12 protein-coding genes and 1 pseudogene are annotated in these 14,067 nt (G+C 72.6%); 8 read left to right on the top strand and 5 right to left on the bottom strand.

From position 1 onward, the window contains the following. The first annotated feature begins 37 nt into the window (after positions 1-37). From ACGWYJ_RS12580 to ACGWYJ_RS12570, 3 genes and pseudogenes are all read left to right on the top strand, one after another. Positions 38-995 (top strand): annotated as a pseudogene (locus tag ACGWYJ_RS12580) (GlxA family transcriptional regulator). A gap of 127 nt (positions 996-1,122) precedes the next feature. Beyond that, a complete protein-coding gene (dut, locus tag ACGWYJ_RS12575; RefSeq protein ID WP_395106088.1) occupies positions 1,123-1,599 on the top strand; it encodes a dUTP diphosphatase in 477 nt (158 codons plus the stop codon). 3 nt (positions 1,600-1,602) lie between these two features. Continuing rightward, a complete protein-coding gene (locus ACGWYJ_RS12570; protein WP_395106087.1) occupies positions 1,603-2,436 on the top strand; it encodes a DUF3710 domain-containing protein in 834 nt (277 codons plus the stop codon). A gap of 102 nt (positions 2,437-2,538) precedes the next feature. Here the strand turns inward: ACGWYJ_RS12570 and ACGWYJ_RS12565 are convergent, their stop codons facing one another. Next, positions 2,539-3,252: a PIG-L deacetylase family protein gene (locus tag ACGWYJ_RS12565; RefSeq protein ID WP_395106086.1), complete on the bottom strand. Its 714-nt coding sequence runs from the start codon at positions 3,250-3,252 to the stop codon at positions 2,539-2,541. 29 nt (positions 3,253-3,281) lie between these two features. Continuing rightward, positions 3,282-4,562, bottom strand: coding sequence for an ArsB/NhaD family transporter (locus ACGWYJ_RS12560; protein WP_395106085.1), 1,281 nt, complete (start codon positions 4,560-4,562; stop codon positions 3,282-3,284). 253 nt (positions 4,563-4,815) lie between these two features. On the opposite strand from ACGWYJ_RS12560, the gene murJ reads away from it, so the two are divergent. Then, on the top strand, positions 4,816-6,669 hold the full coding sequence (gene murJ, locus ACGWYJ_RS12555) for a murein biosynthesis integral membrane protein MurJ (RefSeq protein ID WP_395106084.1): 1,854 nt from the start codon (positions 4,816-4,818) through the stop codon (positions 6,667-6,669). 16 nt (positions 6,670-6,685) lie between these two features. Here the strand turns inward: murJ and ACGWYJ_RS12550 are convergent, their stop codons facing one another. Next, the gene (locus tag ACGWYJ_RS12550; protein WP_395106083.1) at positions 6,686-7,912 is read right to left on the bottom strand and encodes an Ig-like domain-containing protein; all 1,227 of its coding nucleotides are present in this window, start codon (positions 7,910-7,912) and stop codon (positions 6,686-6,688) included. A 229-nt stretch (positions 7,913-8,141) separates the two neighbouring features. Between ACGWYJ_RS12550 and ACGWYJ_RS12545 the strand changes: the two genes are divergently transcribed. The 4 genes from ACGWYJ_RS12545 (at position 8,142) to ACGWYJ_RS12530 (ending at position 12,572) form a co-directional block, all read left to right on the top strand. Then, on the top strand, positions 8,142-8,570 hold the full coding sequence (locus ACGWYJ_RS12545; protein WP_395106082.1) for an OB-fold nucleic acid binding domain-containing protein: 429 nt from the start codon (positions 8,142-8,144) through the stop codon (positions 8,568-8,570). A gap of 348 nt (positions 8,571-8,918) precedes the next feature. Continuing rightward, the gene (locus tag ACGWYJ_RS12540; RefSeq protein WP_395106169.1) at positions 8,919-9,539 is read left to right on the top strand and encodes a DUF3159 domain-containing protein; all 621 of its coding nucleotides are present in this window, start codon (positions 8,919-8,921) and stop codon (positions 9,537-9,539) included. A 126-nt stretch (positions 9,540-9,665) separates the two neighbouring features. Next, positions 9,666-11,579: a tetratricopeptide repeat protein gene (locus ACGWYJ_RS12535; RefSeq protein ID WP_395106081.1), complete on the top strand. Its 1,914-nt coding sequence runs from the start codon at positions 9,666-9,668 to the stop codon at positions 11,577-11,579. Between the two features lie 12 nt (positions 11,580-11,591). After that, the gene (locus ACGWYJ_RS12530) at positions 11,592-12,572 is read left to right on the top strand and encodes a hypothetical protein (protein ID WP_395106080.1); all 981 of its coding nucleotides are present in this window, start codon (positions 11,592-11,594) and stop codon (positions 12,570-12,572) included. A gap of 69 nt (positions 12,573-12,641) precedes the next feature. Here ACGWYJ_RS12530 and ACGWYJ_RS12525 read toward each other — a convergent pair whose 3' ends face one another. Together ACGWYJ_RS12525 and ACGWYJ_RS12520 are read right to left on the bottom strand one after the other, a co-directional pair. Next, on the bottom strand, positions 12,642-13,301 hold the full coding sequence (locus ACGWYJ_RS12525; protein WP_395106079.1) for a potassium channel family protein: 660 nt from the start codon (positions 13,299-13,301) through the stop codon (positions 12,642-12,644). Then, a complete protein-coding gene (locus ACGWYJ_RS12520) occupies positions 13,301-13,966 on the bottom strand; it encodes a potassium channel family protein (RefSeq protein WP_395106078.1) in 666 nt (221 codons plus the stop codon). The genes ACGWYJ_RS12525 and ACGWYJ_RS12520 overlap by 1 nt, the downstream gene beginning before the upstream one ends. Positions 13,967-14,067: the final 101 nt, after the last annotated feature.

Here is a 14,067-nt window from a genome sequence, read left to right as displayed (position 1 = left end):
GAGTGTCAGGAATGACATGCTGCGGTACTTTCTTGCCATGCATCGGGTGGTGGCACTCGTTCGCCCGCCGCAGTCGACCTTCGAGCTCGCCTGCGCCGCCCAGGTGTTCGGGATCGAGCGGGAGGGGCTGCCGACGCGGTACGCCTTCAGCGTGTGCGCCGAGCGGCCCGGACCCGTCACGACGCACGCCGGGTACGACATGCTCGTGACGGACGGGCTGGACGCGCTCGACCGGGCGGACACCGTGGTCGTCCCCGGTTGGCTGCCCGCCGCGGAACCCCCGTCGCCCGCGGTCGTACGGGCACTGCGCCGCGCGCATGACCGGGGGACGCGGGTGGTCAGCATCTGCACGGGCGCCTTCGCGCTGGCGCACGCCGGTCTGCTCGACGGACGGCGGGCGACCACGCATTGGAGGCTGGTGGACGAGTTCGCCGCGCGCTTCCCACGGATCCGGGTCGAGGCGGACGTGCTGTACGTGGACCACGGCGACGTGGCCACCAGCGCGGGGGCCGGGGCCGGGTTCGACCTGTGCCTGCACCTGGTACGCGAGGACCAAGGCGCCCAATACGCCGCGCATCGCACGGACCATGGTCATGCCGCCCCATCGTGAGGGCGGCCAGTTGCAGTACTCGGCGCCGCCGCACCCCGCGCAGATCGACGGCACGCTCGCGCCGTTGCTGGAGTGGGTGACCGGACGGCTCGGCGAGCCGGTGACCGTGGACGCCATGGCCGCGCACGCGGGCGTCTCGGCGCGTACCCTCGCCCGGCGGTTCGCCGACCAGCTCGGCACCAGCCCGGGGCAGTGGCTGCTCGCCCGGCGGATCGCCATGGCCCGGGAACTGCTGGAGGCCACCGACCTTTCCTTGGACGCGGTCGCGCGTCGCGTGGGGCTGTCCTCCGCCACGAATCTCCGGAGGCGCTTCCTCAACGCGCTGGGGACGACGCCGGGCGCCTACCGCCGGGCGTTCCGGGCCGGCACCCCGGTCAGTACGTGAACGGCAGGCGTTTGATGCCGCGAGGAGGGCCGTCGGCAGCAGCACGGCGGACACGCCCTAGCGGACGCGCGTCGCGCGCCCTGGGATCGGTAGGGTCGACTGGCCCATTCCGATGCGAGGTGTGACCGTGACCAACAAGGTCGATGTGCTCCTGCGGCGACTGGATCCTGAGCTGCCGCCGCCATCCTATGCTCACGCAGGTGATGCGGGAGCGGACCTGTTCGCCGCAGTGGACGTCGAACTGGCCCCAGGGGAACGCGCGGTCGTGCCCACCGGGGTCGCCATCGCGCTGCCGGACGGCTACGCGGCGTTCATTCACCCCCGCTCCGGATTGGGCGCTAGGTTGGGAGTGACCATCGTGAACGCGCCCGGCACCGTGGACGCGGGTTACCGGGGTGAGATCCACGTGACGCTGCTCAACACCGATGCCCGCACCACCGTACGACTGCGGCGCGGCGACCGCATCGCCCAGATGGTCGTCCAGCGGGTGGAGCATGCGGTCTTCCACGAGGTGACCGAGCTGCCCGGATCGGCTCGCGGCGCCTCAGGATTCGGCTCCACGGGCGGTTTCGCGGATAATGGGCTGAGCGAAGAAGGAGCGTGAGTCGTGGCTTTTGGACGTCGCCGTCAGGCCGAGGAGCCCGCCGAGGGCCCCGAGCCGACCGACGAGGAGACCGGGAACGCCCCGGCTGAGGACGCCGCGGACGACGAGGCTCCCGAGACGGCCGCCGCCGAGGAGGGCGGCCCCTGGGACTCCGAGGACGACTACCCCGAGCTGCAGCGGCTCGATTTCGGCTCGCTGCTGATCCCGGTGGCGTCCGGGCTGGGCTTCCAGGTGAACTTCGAGGCGACCCAGGTCGACGACGAGGGCAACCCTCTGGACGGCCGCCCGGTCGCGGTGCTCGTCCAGTACGAGCAGAGCGCCCTGCAGTTGCAGGCGTTCGCCGCGCCCAAGCGCAGCGGCATCTGGGACGACGTGCGCCGCGAGACCGCCAGGGACATCGAGGAGGACGCCAACGGCCAGACCCAGGAGCAGGAGGGCCCGTTCGGGACCGAGCTGCTGGCGATGGTCCCCGCGGCGCTGACCGACGAGGTGCTGGCGGAGATGCCGCAGGAGGTCCGCGAGCAGCTCCCCGCCGAGTACATCGAGCAGGGCTGGGCGCCGCAGGTCATCCGCTTCATCGGGGTGGACGGCCCGCGCTGGTTCCTCCAGGGCGTGGTGCAGGGCGCCGCGGTCCAGGACGAGGAGCAGTTCCAGATCCTGGAGGACGTGTTCCGCAACATCGTGGTCGTCAGGGGCGAGGCCCCGATGCCGCCGCGGGAGCTGCTGGAGCTGCGGATCCCCAAGGAGTTCAGCGAGGCGTCCGCCGAGGACGAGGAGGAGAAGGTCGAGACCTTCAACCCCTTCGAACGCGGCCCGGAGATCACCGAGGTCCGCTGACCCCGGCGCGGCGGCACCGCCGCGCTGGGGCCGGCGCCAAGGCGGCACGGAGGCCCGTCCCGAGCCTGCGCTCAGGGCGGGCCTCGTTCGCGCGCGGGCGTCTCAGGGAGTGATCATCTCCAGCGGGAGGGCGTGCCGGACACCGGCGTCCTCGCCCAGCGACTCCGCCGCCGACTCCATCATCCCGGTGAGGAACGCGGCCGGGTCGAAGTCCCGCCCGAGGCCCTCGAAGTAGAGCTTGTGGGCCCGCAGGGACGCGATGCCCGCGTCCAGATGGCCGGTGACGTCCACGTAGTGCCCGGCCTCGGTGGAGCCGCCGAACAGCGCGAACCGCACGCCCTGCCACGGTTCCAGGTCCAGGTCGCGGAACACCCAGCGGTTGGCGGCGTCGCGGATCGCGTCGACCACGGCCAGTCCCAGGACACGGTGGTCGGCGTAGTTGAAGCCCCCGCCGGGGAAGGTCTCCCGGAAGCTGATGGAGATCACCGCTTCGGGACGGTGCCGCCGGATCGCCTCGGCCAGCCTCCGCCGCAGCGGCAGCCCGTACTCCAGGACGCCGTCGGGAAGGTCGAGGAACTCCACCGTCTCCACGCCGACGATCCGGGCGGCCTCGACCTGCTCCACGGTGCGGATGCGGGCGGCCTCCTCGGGGTCCATCCCGTCGATCCCCGCCTCGCCCCGCGTGGCCAGCAGCTCCACCACGGTCTTGCCCTGCGCGGTCCACTTGGCGATGGCCGCCGAGCAGCCGTACTCCAGGTCGTCGGGGTGCGCCACGATCGCCAGCGCCCGCGTCCAGTCCTCCGGTACCGGTTCCATGCCCCGATTGTGACGGATCTTGGCGGTCCTCAGAGCAGGTAGCGCAACCACAGGTACGGGGTGGCCAGCGCGACCATGGCCACGGTGACCACCAGCCCGTACTTGGTGAACCGCCAGAAGCTGATGGGCGCTCCGTTGCGCGCGGCGATGCCGAGCACCACCACGTTGGCGCTGGCGCCGATGGCGGTGGCGTTGCCGCCCAGGTCGGCGCCCAGGGCCAGCGCCCACCACAGCACCTGCCCGCCCGTCCCGGGCACCTGGACGAGGTCGGCCACGATGGGGCTCATGGTCGCGACGTAGGGGATGTTGTCCACGATCGCCGACAGCCCGGCCGAGCCCCACAGCAGCAGCATGGTGGCGAACTCCGGGCGTCCCCGCGTCGCGTCGGCGGCGCCCTCGGAGATCGCGCCGATCACCCCGGTCTCGACCAGCCCGCCGACCATCACGAACAGCCCGGCGAAGAACACCAGCGTGGACCACTCCACCTCCTCCAGCGCCTCCTCGGTGGTGACCTTGGTGGCGGCCACCAGCAGCCCGGCGCCCAGCAGCGCCACCACCGACGGCTCGTAGCGCAGCACCGGGTGCAGCACGAACGCGGCGATCACGACGGCCAGCACCGCCAGGCCCTGGACGAGCAGCCGCCGGTCGGTGATCGCCTCCCGTTCCTCCAGCGCCATCACCTCGGCGGCGCGGTCCCCGTCGTACCGGAAGGCGTGGCGGAACAGCCATCGGCACAGCAGGCAGAACGCCGCCACCAGCAGCACGACCAGCGGCGCCAGGTGGACCAGGAAGTCGTTGAACGTCAGCCCGCCGCGGCCGGCGATGATGATGTTGGGCGGATCGCCGACCAGGGTGGCGGTGCCGCCGATGTTGGACGCCATCACCTCCGCGATCAGATACGGGACGACGTCCAGCCCAAGCCGTTCGCAGACCAGGAAGGTGACGGGCGCGACCAGCAGGACGGTGGTGACGTTGTCCAGCAGGGCCGACGCCACCGCCGTGATGACCACCAGCATCACCATCAGCCGGTACGGGCGGCCGCGGGAGCGTTTGGCCGCCCAGATCGCCACGTACTCGAACACCCCGGTCCGCCGGAGCACCGAGACGATCACCATCATGCCGAGCAGCAGGAAGACGACGTTCCAGTCGACACCGGTGTCCTCGGCGTAGAAGGCCGCCTCGGCGTCGGTGATGTGGAGCAGCAGCATCGCCGCCGCGCCGGCCAGCGCCACCTTCGTCCGGTGCACCTTCTCCGAAGCGATCACCACGTAGGCGATGACGAACACCGCGATCGCGATGGTGGCCTGCACGAACTCTCCGATCGGTACCCGGGTGACCGTTCTGGGCGACCTTAACGCGCCGTCCCGCGGCCATCGCCATCGGCTCCGCCCGGCCGACGTCCCGGGCCATCGAGGCGGCGAACGTGAGGCCCGCATCCGCGCACGCGCTCGCCCGTGAGGGGTCCAAGCCCCGGGGATGAGCGCGTAGGGTCCTCGTGTGGGTCGGGTTAACTGGGAGCCGGAGCGGCCGGTCCCCGAGGGCGTGCGACGGGATCCAGGCCAGATGAAGTGGGACCGCGAGCCGGTGATGCCCGCGGTCCTGGACGAGGCCGAGCAGGTCGAGGCGCCCACCGAGCCCGAGACCGGGCTGGTGACGCTGCGGGATCCCGGGGACGTCGGGGATCCGGGCATCGCCGACCGGCCCGGGGCCGAGCGGGACGAGCTGCGGGCCGCGGCGCGGGCCGCCCGCGCGGCGCGGGCGCCGCGGCCGGGGGTGGCGCGGTCCAGCCTGGTGATGGCGATCGGGACGGTGTTCTCCCGCGCCACCGGGTTCCTGCGGACGACCGTGCTGAGCGCGGCGCTGGGGGTCGGCCTGCTGGGCGACGCCTACCAGATCGCCGACATGATCCCGTTCACCGTGTACGCGCTGCTGCTGGGCGGCCTGCTGTCCAGCGTGTTCGTCCCGTTCCTGGTGAAGCGGCGCAAGTGGGACGCGGACGGAGGCGAGGCGACCGAGCAGCGGCTGTTCACGGCGGTGATGGCGGGCCTGCTCGTGCTGACCGTGGTGGCGGTGCTGGCCGCCGACTGGCTGGTCTCCCTGTACGCGGGCGACTACCAGGGGCGCCAGCGCGAGATCGCCGTGCTGCTGTCCAGGCTGCTGCTGATCCAGATCCTGTTCATCGGGCTCAGCGGGGTGGCGGGGACCCTGCTGAACGTCCGGGAGCGGTTCGGCGCGCCGATGTGGGCGCCGATCGTCAACAACCTCATCACGATCGGGGCGGGACTGGCGTTCCTGGCGATCGCCGGGGTGGATCGCGGGCTGGACTCGGTCACCGACACGCAACTGTCGGTGCTGGCGCTCGGGTCGGCGGCCGGGACCGTGGTGCAGAGCCTGCTGCTCGCCTGGTCGCTGTGGCGGGCCGGGTTCCGCTGGCGTCCCCGGCTCGACCTGCGTGGATCCGGGATCGGTGAGGCGGCGAGGGCGGCGCTGTGGATGCTGGTCTACATCCTGGTGGCGCAGGCCGGGCTGCTGGCGACGGCGAACGTGGCGACCCGCGCGGGCGAGCGCGCCGCCAGCGAGGCGGGGGAGGACGCCGCGGGGATCGCGGCGTACAAGTTCGCCGAGGTGGTGTTCCAGCTCCCGTACGCGATCATCGCCGTCTCGGTGATCACGGCGCTGCTGCCGCGGATGAGCGCCCATGTCGCCGACGGGCGCCGCGACCTGCTGCGCGCCGACTTCTCGCGGGGGCTGCGGCTGTCGTCGGTGCTGCTGGTGCCGCTGTCGGCGGCGATGCTGGTGTTCGCGATCCCCGGGGCGATCATCCTGTTCGCGTACGGCAGCACCGAGCCCGCCGACGCGCGCAGGATCGGCATGGTGCTGATGGTGTTCGCCGTGATGGTGATCCCGTTCACGCTGTTCCAGCTCCAGATGCGGGTCTTCTACGCGCTGGGCGACACCCGGATGCCGGGGGTGCTGGCGATCCCGGCCGGGATCGTGCAGGTCGCCGTCGCGTTCGCGCTGCTGTGGCTGCTGCCGCCGCAGAACGTGGTGTTCTGGCTGCCGGTGGCGTACGGGCTGTTCTACCTGGTCGGGACGGCCGGGGCGACGCTGGTGCTGCGCCGGAGGCTGGGCGGCATGGACGGGCGGCGGATCCTGCGCACGCTCACGCTGCTCTACCTGGCCGCGCTGCCGGGAGCCCTGTTCGGTGTCGCGTGCGTGTGGGGGTTCGGGCGGCTGCCGGGGGACCGGCTGCCGGGGCTCCTGGCGATGGCCGTGGGCGGGATCGGCGGCGGGCTGCTGTACGTGGCGGCGGCGCGGCTGCTCAGGGTGCCGGAGATGGGGTACTTCCTGGCGGTCGCCCGCACTCGCGTGCCGTTCCTGCGCGGACGGGCCCGGCCGAGCGCGAGTCAGGCGTAGGAGAGCGGGCCTCCGGTCAGGGGTCGTGCTCGCGTGGCAGGACGGGACGGTTCAGCGCGCCGCCCTTCACCCACCTCTCCCACGGCATCTGCCAGTACCCCCACCCGTTGAAGGGCTCCAGCGGGCGATCCGTACCGGTCACCTTGACGATGTCGCCGCGTTGCGTCCGCGCGTAGAACCACTGCGCGAACGTGGGGGAGGCGTTGACGCACCCGTGGCTCACGTTCGCCCGCCCCTGGGATGCGACCGACCACGGCGCCGCGTGAACGTACTCGCCCGTGCCCGAGATCTGCACCGCGTGCCGGACCGTCTTCTTGTAGTAGCGCGGGTCGTCGCGGTCGGTCACGCCCATCCAGGCCGACGTCATGATGACCGGGTCGTACTTTCCCATGGCGAGGTGAACGCCGCTCGTGGTGACGTAGGCGCGCCGCCCGCCCTTGCCGGCGCTGATGGGAGCGGTGTTGACGAGGACTCCGTTCTCCTCGACGGACATCACGTGCCTCCGCACGTCCACCGTGCTGACGCGGCGCGTCCCCACCCGGAACCTGGACGTGTGATCGGACGTCCCGTACACCCCTGGTGCGGCGCGTACCCCGGTGGTGCGGGCCAGGAGCGTGACGCGCTGGCCGGTGGGCCAGTAGCGGCGGGGACGGAACACCACCTGCTGCGCGGTCGTCCAGTTCCAGGCGCCCGTCACGGGACGCGACATGCGCACCTCCAGGCTCCGTTCCACCGCGGCACGGCGGGCGATGGGACGGTCGAAGGTGACGATGAGCGGCATGCCCACGCCGACCACCTCTCCAGGGCGAGGCGTCACGTCGGCGACCGCGAACGTGGCCCGGGGCCTGAGCGTGGTGAAGCGGCTCGCGTGCCAGGTGCGCTCGCCGCCCGGCCCCGTACCCGTGGCGGTCACCGTGTAGGCCGTGTGAGGGCGCAGCGTCCCGAGAGCGCGCCAGGTACGCCTGTCCTCGGAGAAGCGGCCTGGGAGCGGGAGAGTGCCCTTGGGACGCAGGTGCGCGCGTGGATCCTCCCGCACGACGACCTGATGGAGGGTGCCGCGTTCCGCGGTGACGACGACGGGACGGTCCGGGCGGGCGTCCGGCGTGCCGTTCGCCGGGATGACCTGGATCGCCGGGGGCCTGGGCGCGGCCCTCTTGTGCCCGCGTTCGTCCCCCGCGCAGCCCGCGCCGCCCATGACCACCAGGACCATGACAGGGACCGACCAGTACGCGCGTCGCAGCATCGCACCCCCGTTGCCAGTGCCGTTCCCTCCCCCGCGTGGGGGTTCGCTTACGCAGAGTGATATTCGGTGACAAGGTAGCCGGTCCCGGTGCCCGTCCGGGGCCGTGTCGCGATGGTGGTCGGTCTCTTTTCGGTGACGGAGAACCGATGCAAGGATTTAACGGTCTATCAGGCTCTTCATCGCCGGGTGGCGGGTTCGGTGTGGGATGGGATGGCTTAAAGTTTCGAGCATGGACGACATGCCGGCCGGGACGGCTCCGGAGCGCGGCCCCGCGGGGCCGGCGGAGGGCCGCGGCCGCGGTGGTCTGCGGCGCTTCCTGCGGCGCATGGCCTCCACCAGGGAAGAGCTCGAAGCCGAGGATCTGCGGAAGACCTGCGGCGCCGAGGGGGCCACGCCGATCACCGACTGCGGCGAGCGCAAGCGCCACCGCGTAGCCGGTACGCTACGGACCGTGACCCTGCGGCCCCGGGGCGGGGCCCCCGCCCTGGAGGCCGAGCTCTACGACGGCACCGACGTGATCAACCTGGTCTGGCTCGGCCGGCGTAAGATCGCCGGAATCGACCCGGGGCGCCGGTTGCTCGCCGAAGGGCTGGTGAGCGTGCAGGACGGCCGCAAGGTCATGTTCAATCCACGGTACGAGCTGCGCGGCGGCTCGTGACCGGCTCATGAGCAAGAGGACGACCTGACCGACCCGATCCGAGCAGGGGACGACGCAGTGCCACCGATGAGCGACGGGCCGACCGCCCGGGACACCGGGCGAACCGCCGAGCCCCTGCCTGCCGATGACACGCCGGCCGACGACGCGCGTCCCGATGACGCGCGGGCCGATCATCCGCCCGAGGAGGTGCGGCCCGAGGACGTCGAGAAGGTCTTGGGCGACGCCCTCGACTTCAAGGCCTCTGATTTCGCCGACCCGGACGGGGCCGCGGAGCGATCCGGAACGACCGGCGCCGCCGAGCCGCAAGGGTCCGGGCGGGGCAGCGCGCACGACACGGTCGAGGCGGCGGTGCGGGCCCAGCTGTCCAAGGCCCTCGGCGGCGTGCGCGGCATGGTGGAGGCCGCGGTGCCGACGATCGGCTTCACCGCCACCTATGTGATCACCGACCAGGTCAGGACGGCGGTGTACGCGGGCATCGGCGCGGCCGTGCTGCTGCTCCTGGTCCGGCTGGCGCAGCGCTCCAACCCGCAGTTCGTCCTCAACAGCCTGCTCGGCATCGCCATCGCCGCGTTCTTCGCGATGCGCTCCGGCCGGGCCGAGGACGCGTTCGTCCCCGGCATCCTGCTGAACGCCGCGTACGGCGCGGGCATGCTGCTGTCGATCGTGACGCGCTGGCCGGTGGTCGGCTTCCTCATCGGCACGGTCACCGGGGACCCGACCGGCTGGCGCTCCGATCCGGGCATCCTGCGGCTGTGCTCCAGGCTGACCTGGATCCTGCTGGCGCCGTGCGTGCTGCGGGTGGCCGTCCAGTACCCGGTCTACCTGGCCGAAGGCGACCAGAGCGGGCTGCTCGGCGTCGCCAAGATCGCGATGGGCTGGCCGTTGCAGGTCGCCGCGCTGGCGACGATGGTCTGGGTGCTGGCCCGCGGCCGCACGCCCCTGGAGCCGCGGCCGGGCGCCACCGCCTGAGCGGCCCGGCGGCCCGGAATGCCAGGTTTTACCTTTTCTCGTGGGTAAAGCGACGGTAATCTGCGCCTAGGTGTGCCGGGAAGCCTGGTCGGCGAGGACGTTGTCCGCGCCGCCAGGAGGCCCCCGATGATCTCGCATGACCTTCGTTCGGTTTTCACCGGCACTCTCGGGGCGGGTCTGGTCGAGATCCCGCCCGTCCCGTACCGCGACCCGGTCTCGGCCGTGCTGGCCGACCCCGTCGTCCCCGAGCACCGGCGCTTCTGCGGCCGCTGCGACGCGCCGGTCGGGCGCGCCCGCGACGGCCGTCCCGGCCGCGTCCGCGGCTACTGCTCCGGTTGCGGGACGCGCTTCTCGTTCGAGCCCGCGCTGCGTCCCGGCGAGGTGGTGGCCGCGCAGTACGAGGTCGTGGGCTGCCTGGCGCACGGCGGCACCGGCTGGGTCCACCTGGCCAGGGACCGCGAGGTCTCCGGCCGCTTCGTGGTGCTCAAGGGCATGATCGGGTCCGGGGACCCGGACCTGCCCGCGGTGGCCGAGGCCGAGCGCCGGCACCTAGCCGCGGTCGACCATCCCGCGATCGTCCGCATCTACAACGTGGTGCGGCACTTCGGCGCCGAGTACATCGTCATGGAGTACGTCGGCGGCCGGTCGCTGAAGGAGATCGTGCTGGAGCGGCGGCGGGCCGGGGAGTCGCCCCCGCTGACGCACGTCCTGGCCTACGGCCTTGAGGCGCTGCGCGCGCTGGACCACCTGCACGGGCTGGGCCTGCTGTACTGCGACTTCAAACCGGACAACGCCATCCACTCCGGTGACGCGCTGCGGCTGATCGACCTGGGCGGGGTGCGCCGCGCCGACGACCCGGACGGCCCCGTGTACGGGACGGTCGGCTACCAGGCCCCGGAGATCGCCCAGCAGGGGCCGTCCGTCGGGTCCGACCTCTACACCGTCGCGCGCGCGATGGCGGTGCTCAGCTTCGAGTTCACCGGGTTCACCGGCCGGTACGCCGAGTCGCTGCCCGAGCGCGAGCGGGTGGCGGTCCTCGCGCGGCACGAGTCCTACGACCGGCTGCTGCGCCGGGCGGCGCACCCCGATCCGGCCGAGCGCTTCACCTCGGCCGCCGAGATGGCCGAGCAGCTCATCGGCGTGCTGCGGGAGGTCCTGGCGTCCGAGGACGGCAGGCCCCGCCCGTCGGTCTCGGCGCGGTTCACCGGCGTCGCCGACCTGCCCACCGCGGCCCGTCCCTGGGCGGCCGAGGTCGCCGAGGGGCTGCCCGCGCCCGTCCTGGACGATCCAAATGCGGACGGCGGGCGGCGGGTCAGGGAGGCGGGCGCACGGATCGAGGCCGGTGATCACGAGGCCGCACGGGTGGTACTGGAGGGCGGCCCCAAGGACTGGTGGACCCACTGGTACCTCGGGATCTGCGCGCTCGCGCGGGGCGAGGTGGACGAGGCCGCCCGCCATTTCGACCGCGTGTACGCGCTGCTGCCGGGCGAGGCGGCGCCCCAACTGGCCCTCGGCCTGTGCGCGGAGCTGCGCGGTGACCACCGCGCCGCCGCGCGCCACCTGCTGCGCGTCTGGCGCACCGACCGGCGCTGGGAGGGGGCGGCGTTCGGGCTGGCCAGGGCCCGGCTGGCGCTCGGTGACCGGAAGGGCGCCGGGGAGGTGCTGGCGTCCGTTCCGGCCTCCTCGCCCGCGCACGCCGACGCGCAGGTCGCCGCGATCGTCGCCGCGCTGGCGGGGCGCGATCCGGCCGACGTGACCCACCGCGAGCTCGCCAGGGCCGCCGGCCGCCTGGAACGGCTCGACCTCGAACCGGAGCGACGGGCGCGGCTGACCGTCCTGATCCTGGAGACGGCGCTGGAACAGCAGGTCGCGCACGCGCAGGCCGGGCCGCCCCTTCTGGGCACCCCGCGGACCGAACGGGACCTGCGGCGCGGCCTCGAACGCGGCTACCGCTCCCTGGCGAGGCTCGCGGGGATGCGACGCGAGCGCGTCCGGCTCGTGGAACTGGCCAACTCCGTACGCCCGAAGACCCTGCTATGAGGGGAAGCCGCCATGAACGGCCTCACATCGATGACCGGGCTGGAACTACCTGAACCGACTGAACCGACCTCCGCGCATCGCTTCCGGCTCACCACTCCCGTGTGGTTGCGCACGCTCGCGACCCTCGCCGTCCTGATCGCCTTCCTGTTCGCGGCGGTCGTGTCGGTCTCCGCGACCGATCTCCGGACGCACCTGCGCCGGGCCGGTGGCCGTGCCGCGCCGCAGGCCCTCCTCGCCACCGACCTGCACACGCACCTGGAGGTGCTGGACGCGGCCCTGACGGCGGCGCTGGACCTGGACGGCCGGCGGAACGCGCCGGAACGCCGTGCGGCGCTGGCCCGCTTCGACGGCGCGCTCGCCAGGGCGAACGCCGAGCTCCAGCGGCTCACGGCCGTCACGGCGGGCCCCGCCGCGCGCCGCGAGCTGGACACGGTCGTCCGGGCGCTGACCCGGTACCAGACCCTGGCCGGTCAGGTGATCGTCCTTGACGGGGGGAGCGCCCGGCAGGTCAGGCGGGCCTGGGACCTCCGCCGGACGATGTCGGGCCTGATGCGGTCCGGCATGCTGCCCGCGGCGCGGCGCCTCGCCGACGCGGGCGTCCGGGACCTGGATCGTACGGACCGGGAACGGCGGGACGACGCGACGCTGGCACGGAACGCCGTGGTGTTCCTGGGCGCGGCGCTGCTGGCCGTCCTCGGCGCGCTGCAGTGGACGGTGGCGCGGCGCCATCGACGCCTGATCAGCCCGCCGCTGGTGCTGGGAAGCCTTCTGGCCGCGGCCCTGCTCGTGGCGAGCGCCCAGATGCTGCACGTGCCGCGGTACGAGCCGCCGGACGCCGTGGTCTCGCCCACGGAGATGAGGGAAAAATCTTTCGACATGAAGGAAGAAATCCGGGCCCTGGAGCGCTGGGACGTTATGCCGCAGGTGGGAGCGGCGGTGCTCGCGGGCCTGGTGCTCGCGGGAGTCCGGCCGAGGCTGGCGGAATTCCGCTGACCCACCGGTCCGGTACGGCGCAAGCGGGGGCGCGCCGTGCCGGACACGGCGGCGGCGGGAAGGGACCTCTCAGCGGGCGCTCAGCAGCTCCGCCAGTTCGTCCTCCACGTCCTGGCTGGCCACGAACATCAGCTCGTCGCCCGGCTCCAGGGTGTCGTCGGCGGCGGGGACCAGCACCCGGCCCTCCCGCAGGATCGCCACCAGCGCGGTGTCGCGCGGCCAGCTCACCGAGCCGACCCGCTCGCCGCCCAGCGGCGCGTCCTCGGGCAGGGTCAGCTCGACCAGGTTGGCCTCGCCCTGCCGGAAGGTCATCAGCCGGACCAGGTCCCCGACGCTGACCGCCTCCTCGACCAGGGCCGACAGCAGCCGCGGCGTGGACACCGCGACGTCCACGCCCCACGACTCGTTGAACAGCCACTCGTTCTTGGGGTGGTTGATCCTGGCCACCACCCGCGGAACCCCGTACTCGGTCTTGGCCAGCAGCGACACCACCAGGTTGACCTTGTCGTCGCCGGAGGAGGCGACCACCACCTGGCAGCGTTCCAGCGCGGCGTCGTCCAGCGAGGAGATCTCGCAGGCGTCCGCCAGCAGCCACTCGGCCCGCGGCACCATCTCCACCTTGATCGCCTTCGGGCTCTTGTCGATGAGCAGCACCTCGTGCCCGTTCTCCAGCAGCTCCTGGGCGATGGACCGGCCCACCGCCCCGGCCCCCGCGATCGCGATCCGCATCAGGCGTCCTCCTCCGTGCGCACCGCCACCGCGGCGTTGATGCGTTCCAGCTCGCCCGCGTGGGCGATCACATGGACGACGTCGCCGTCCTGGATCACGGTGTCGGCCTGCGGCACCAGGGCCTCGCCCATCCGTGTGATGAAGGCGACACGGGTGCCGGCGGCCTCCTCCAGCGCGGCGACCTTGTCGCCCACCCAGGCGCGCCCGGCGTCCAGCTCGGCCAGCACCACCTCGCCGGTCGGGTCCCGCCACAGCGGCTCGGCGCCCTCGGGCAGGAGCCGGCGCAGGATCTGGTCGGCCGTCCACCGCACGGTCGCCACCGTGGGGATCCCCAGCCGCTGGTAGACCTCGGCGCGGCGGGGGTCGTAGATCCGCGCCACCACGTTCTCGATGCCGAAGGTCTCGCGCGCCACCCGGGCGGAGATGATGTTGGAGTTGTCGCCGCTGCTGACGGCGACGAACGCGGACGCGTGGTCGATGCCGGCCTCGACGATCACGTCCCGGTCGAACCCGAACCCGGTGACCCGGCGCCCCTTGAAGCCGCTGCGCAGCCGGCGGAAAGCCTCCGGGTTCTGATCGATGATCGCCACCGAATGGCCCTTGTCCTCCAGGATGTGGGCGAGCGTCGACCCGACGCGGCCACATCCCATGATCACGATATGCACGCCCGTTCCTTCCCTGACGCCCAGGGTCCGCTCCGGCTCGAAGATCCTGCCGGGCTGCAAAACTACACATCCGCCCAGGCGAGTACTACCCAGCCCTGGGC

It is taken from the genome of Actinomadura sp. SCN-SB (genome assembly GCF_043906805.1).
Taxonomy (GTDB): domain Bacteria; phylum Actinomycetota; class Actinomycetes; order Streptosporangiales; family Streptosporangiaceae; genus Spirillospora.
This window is presented reverse-complemented; position numbering and strand designations above follow the sequence as displayed.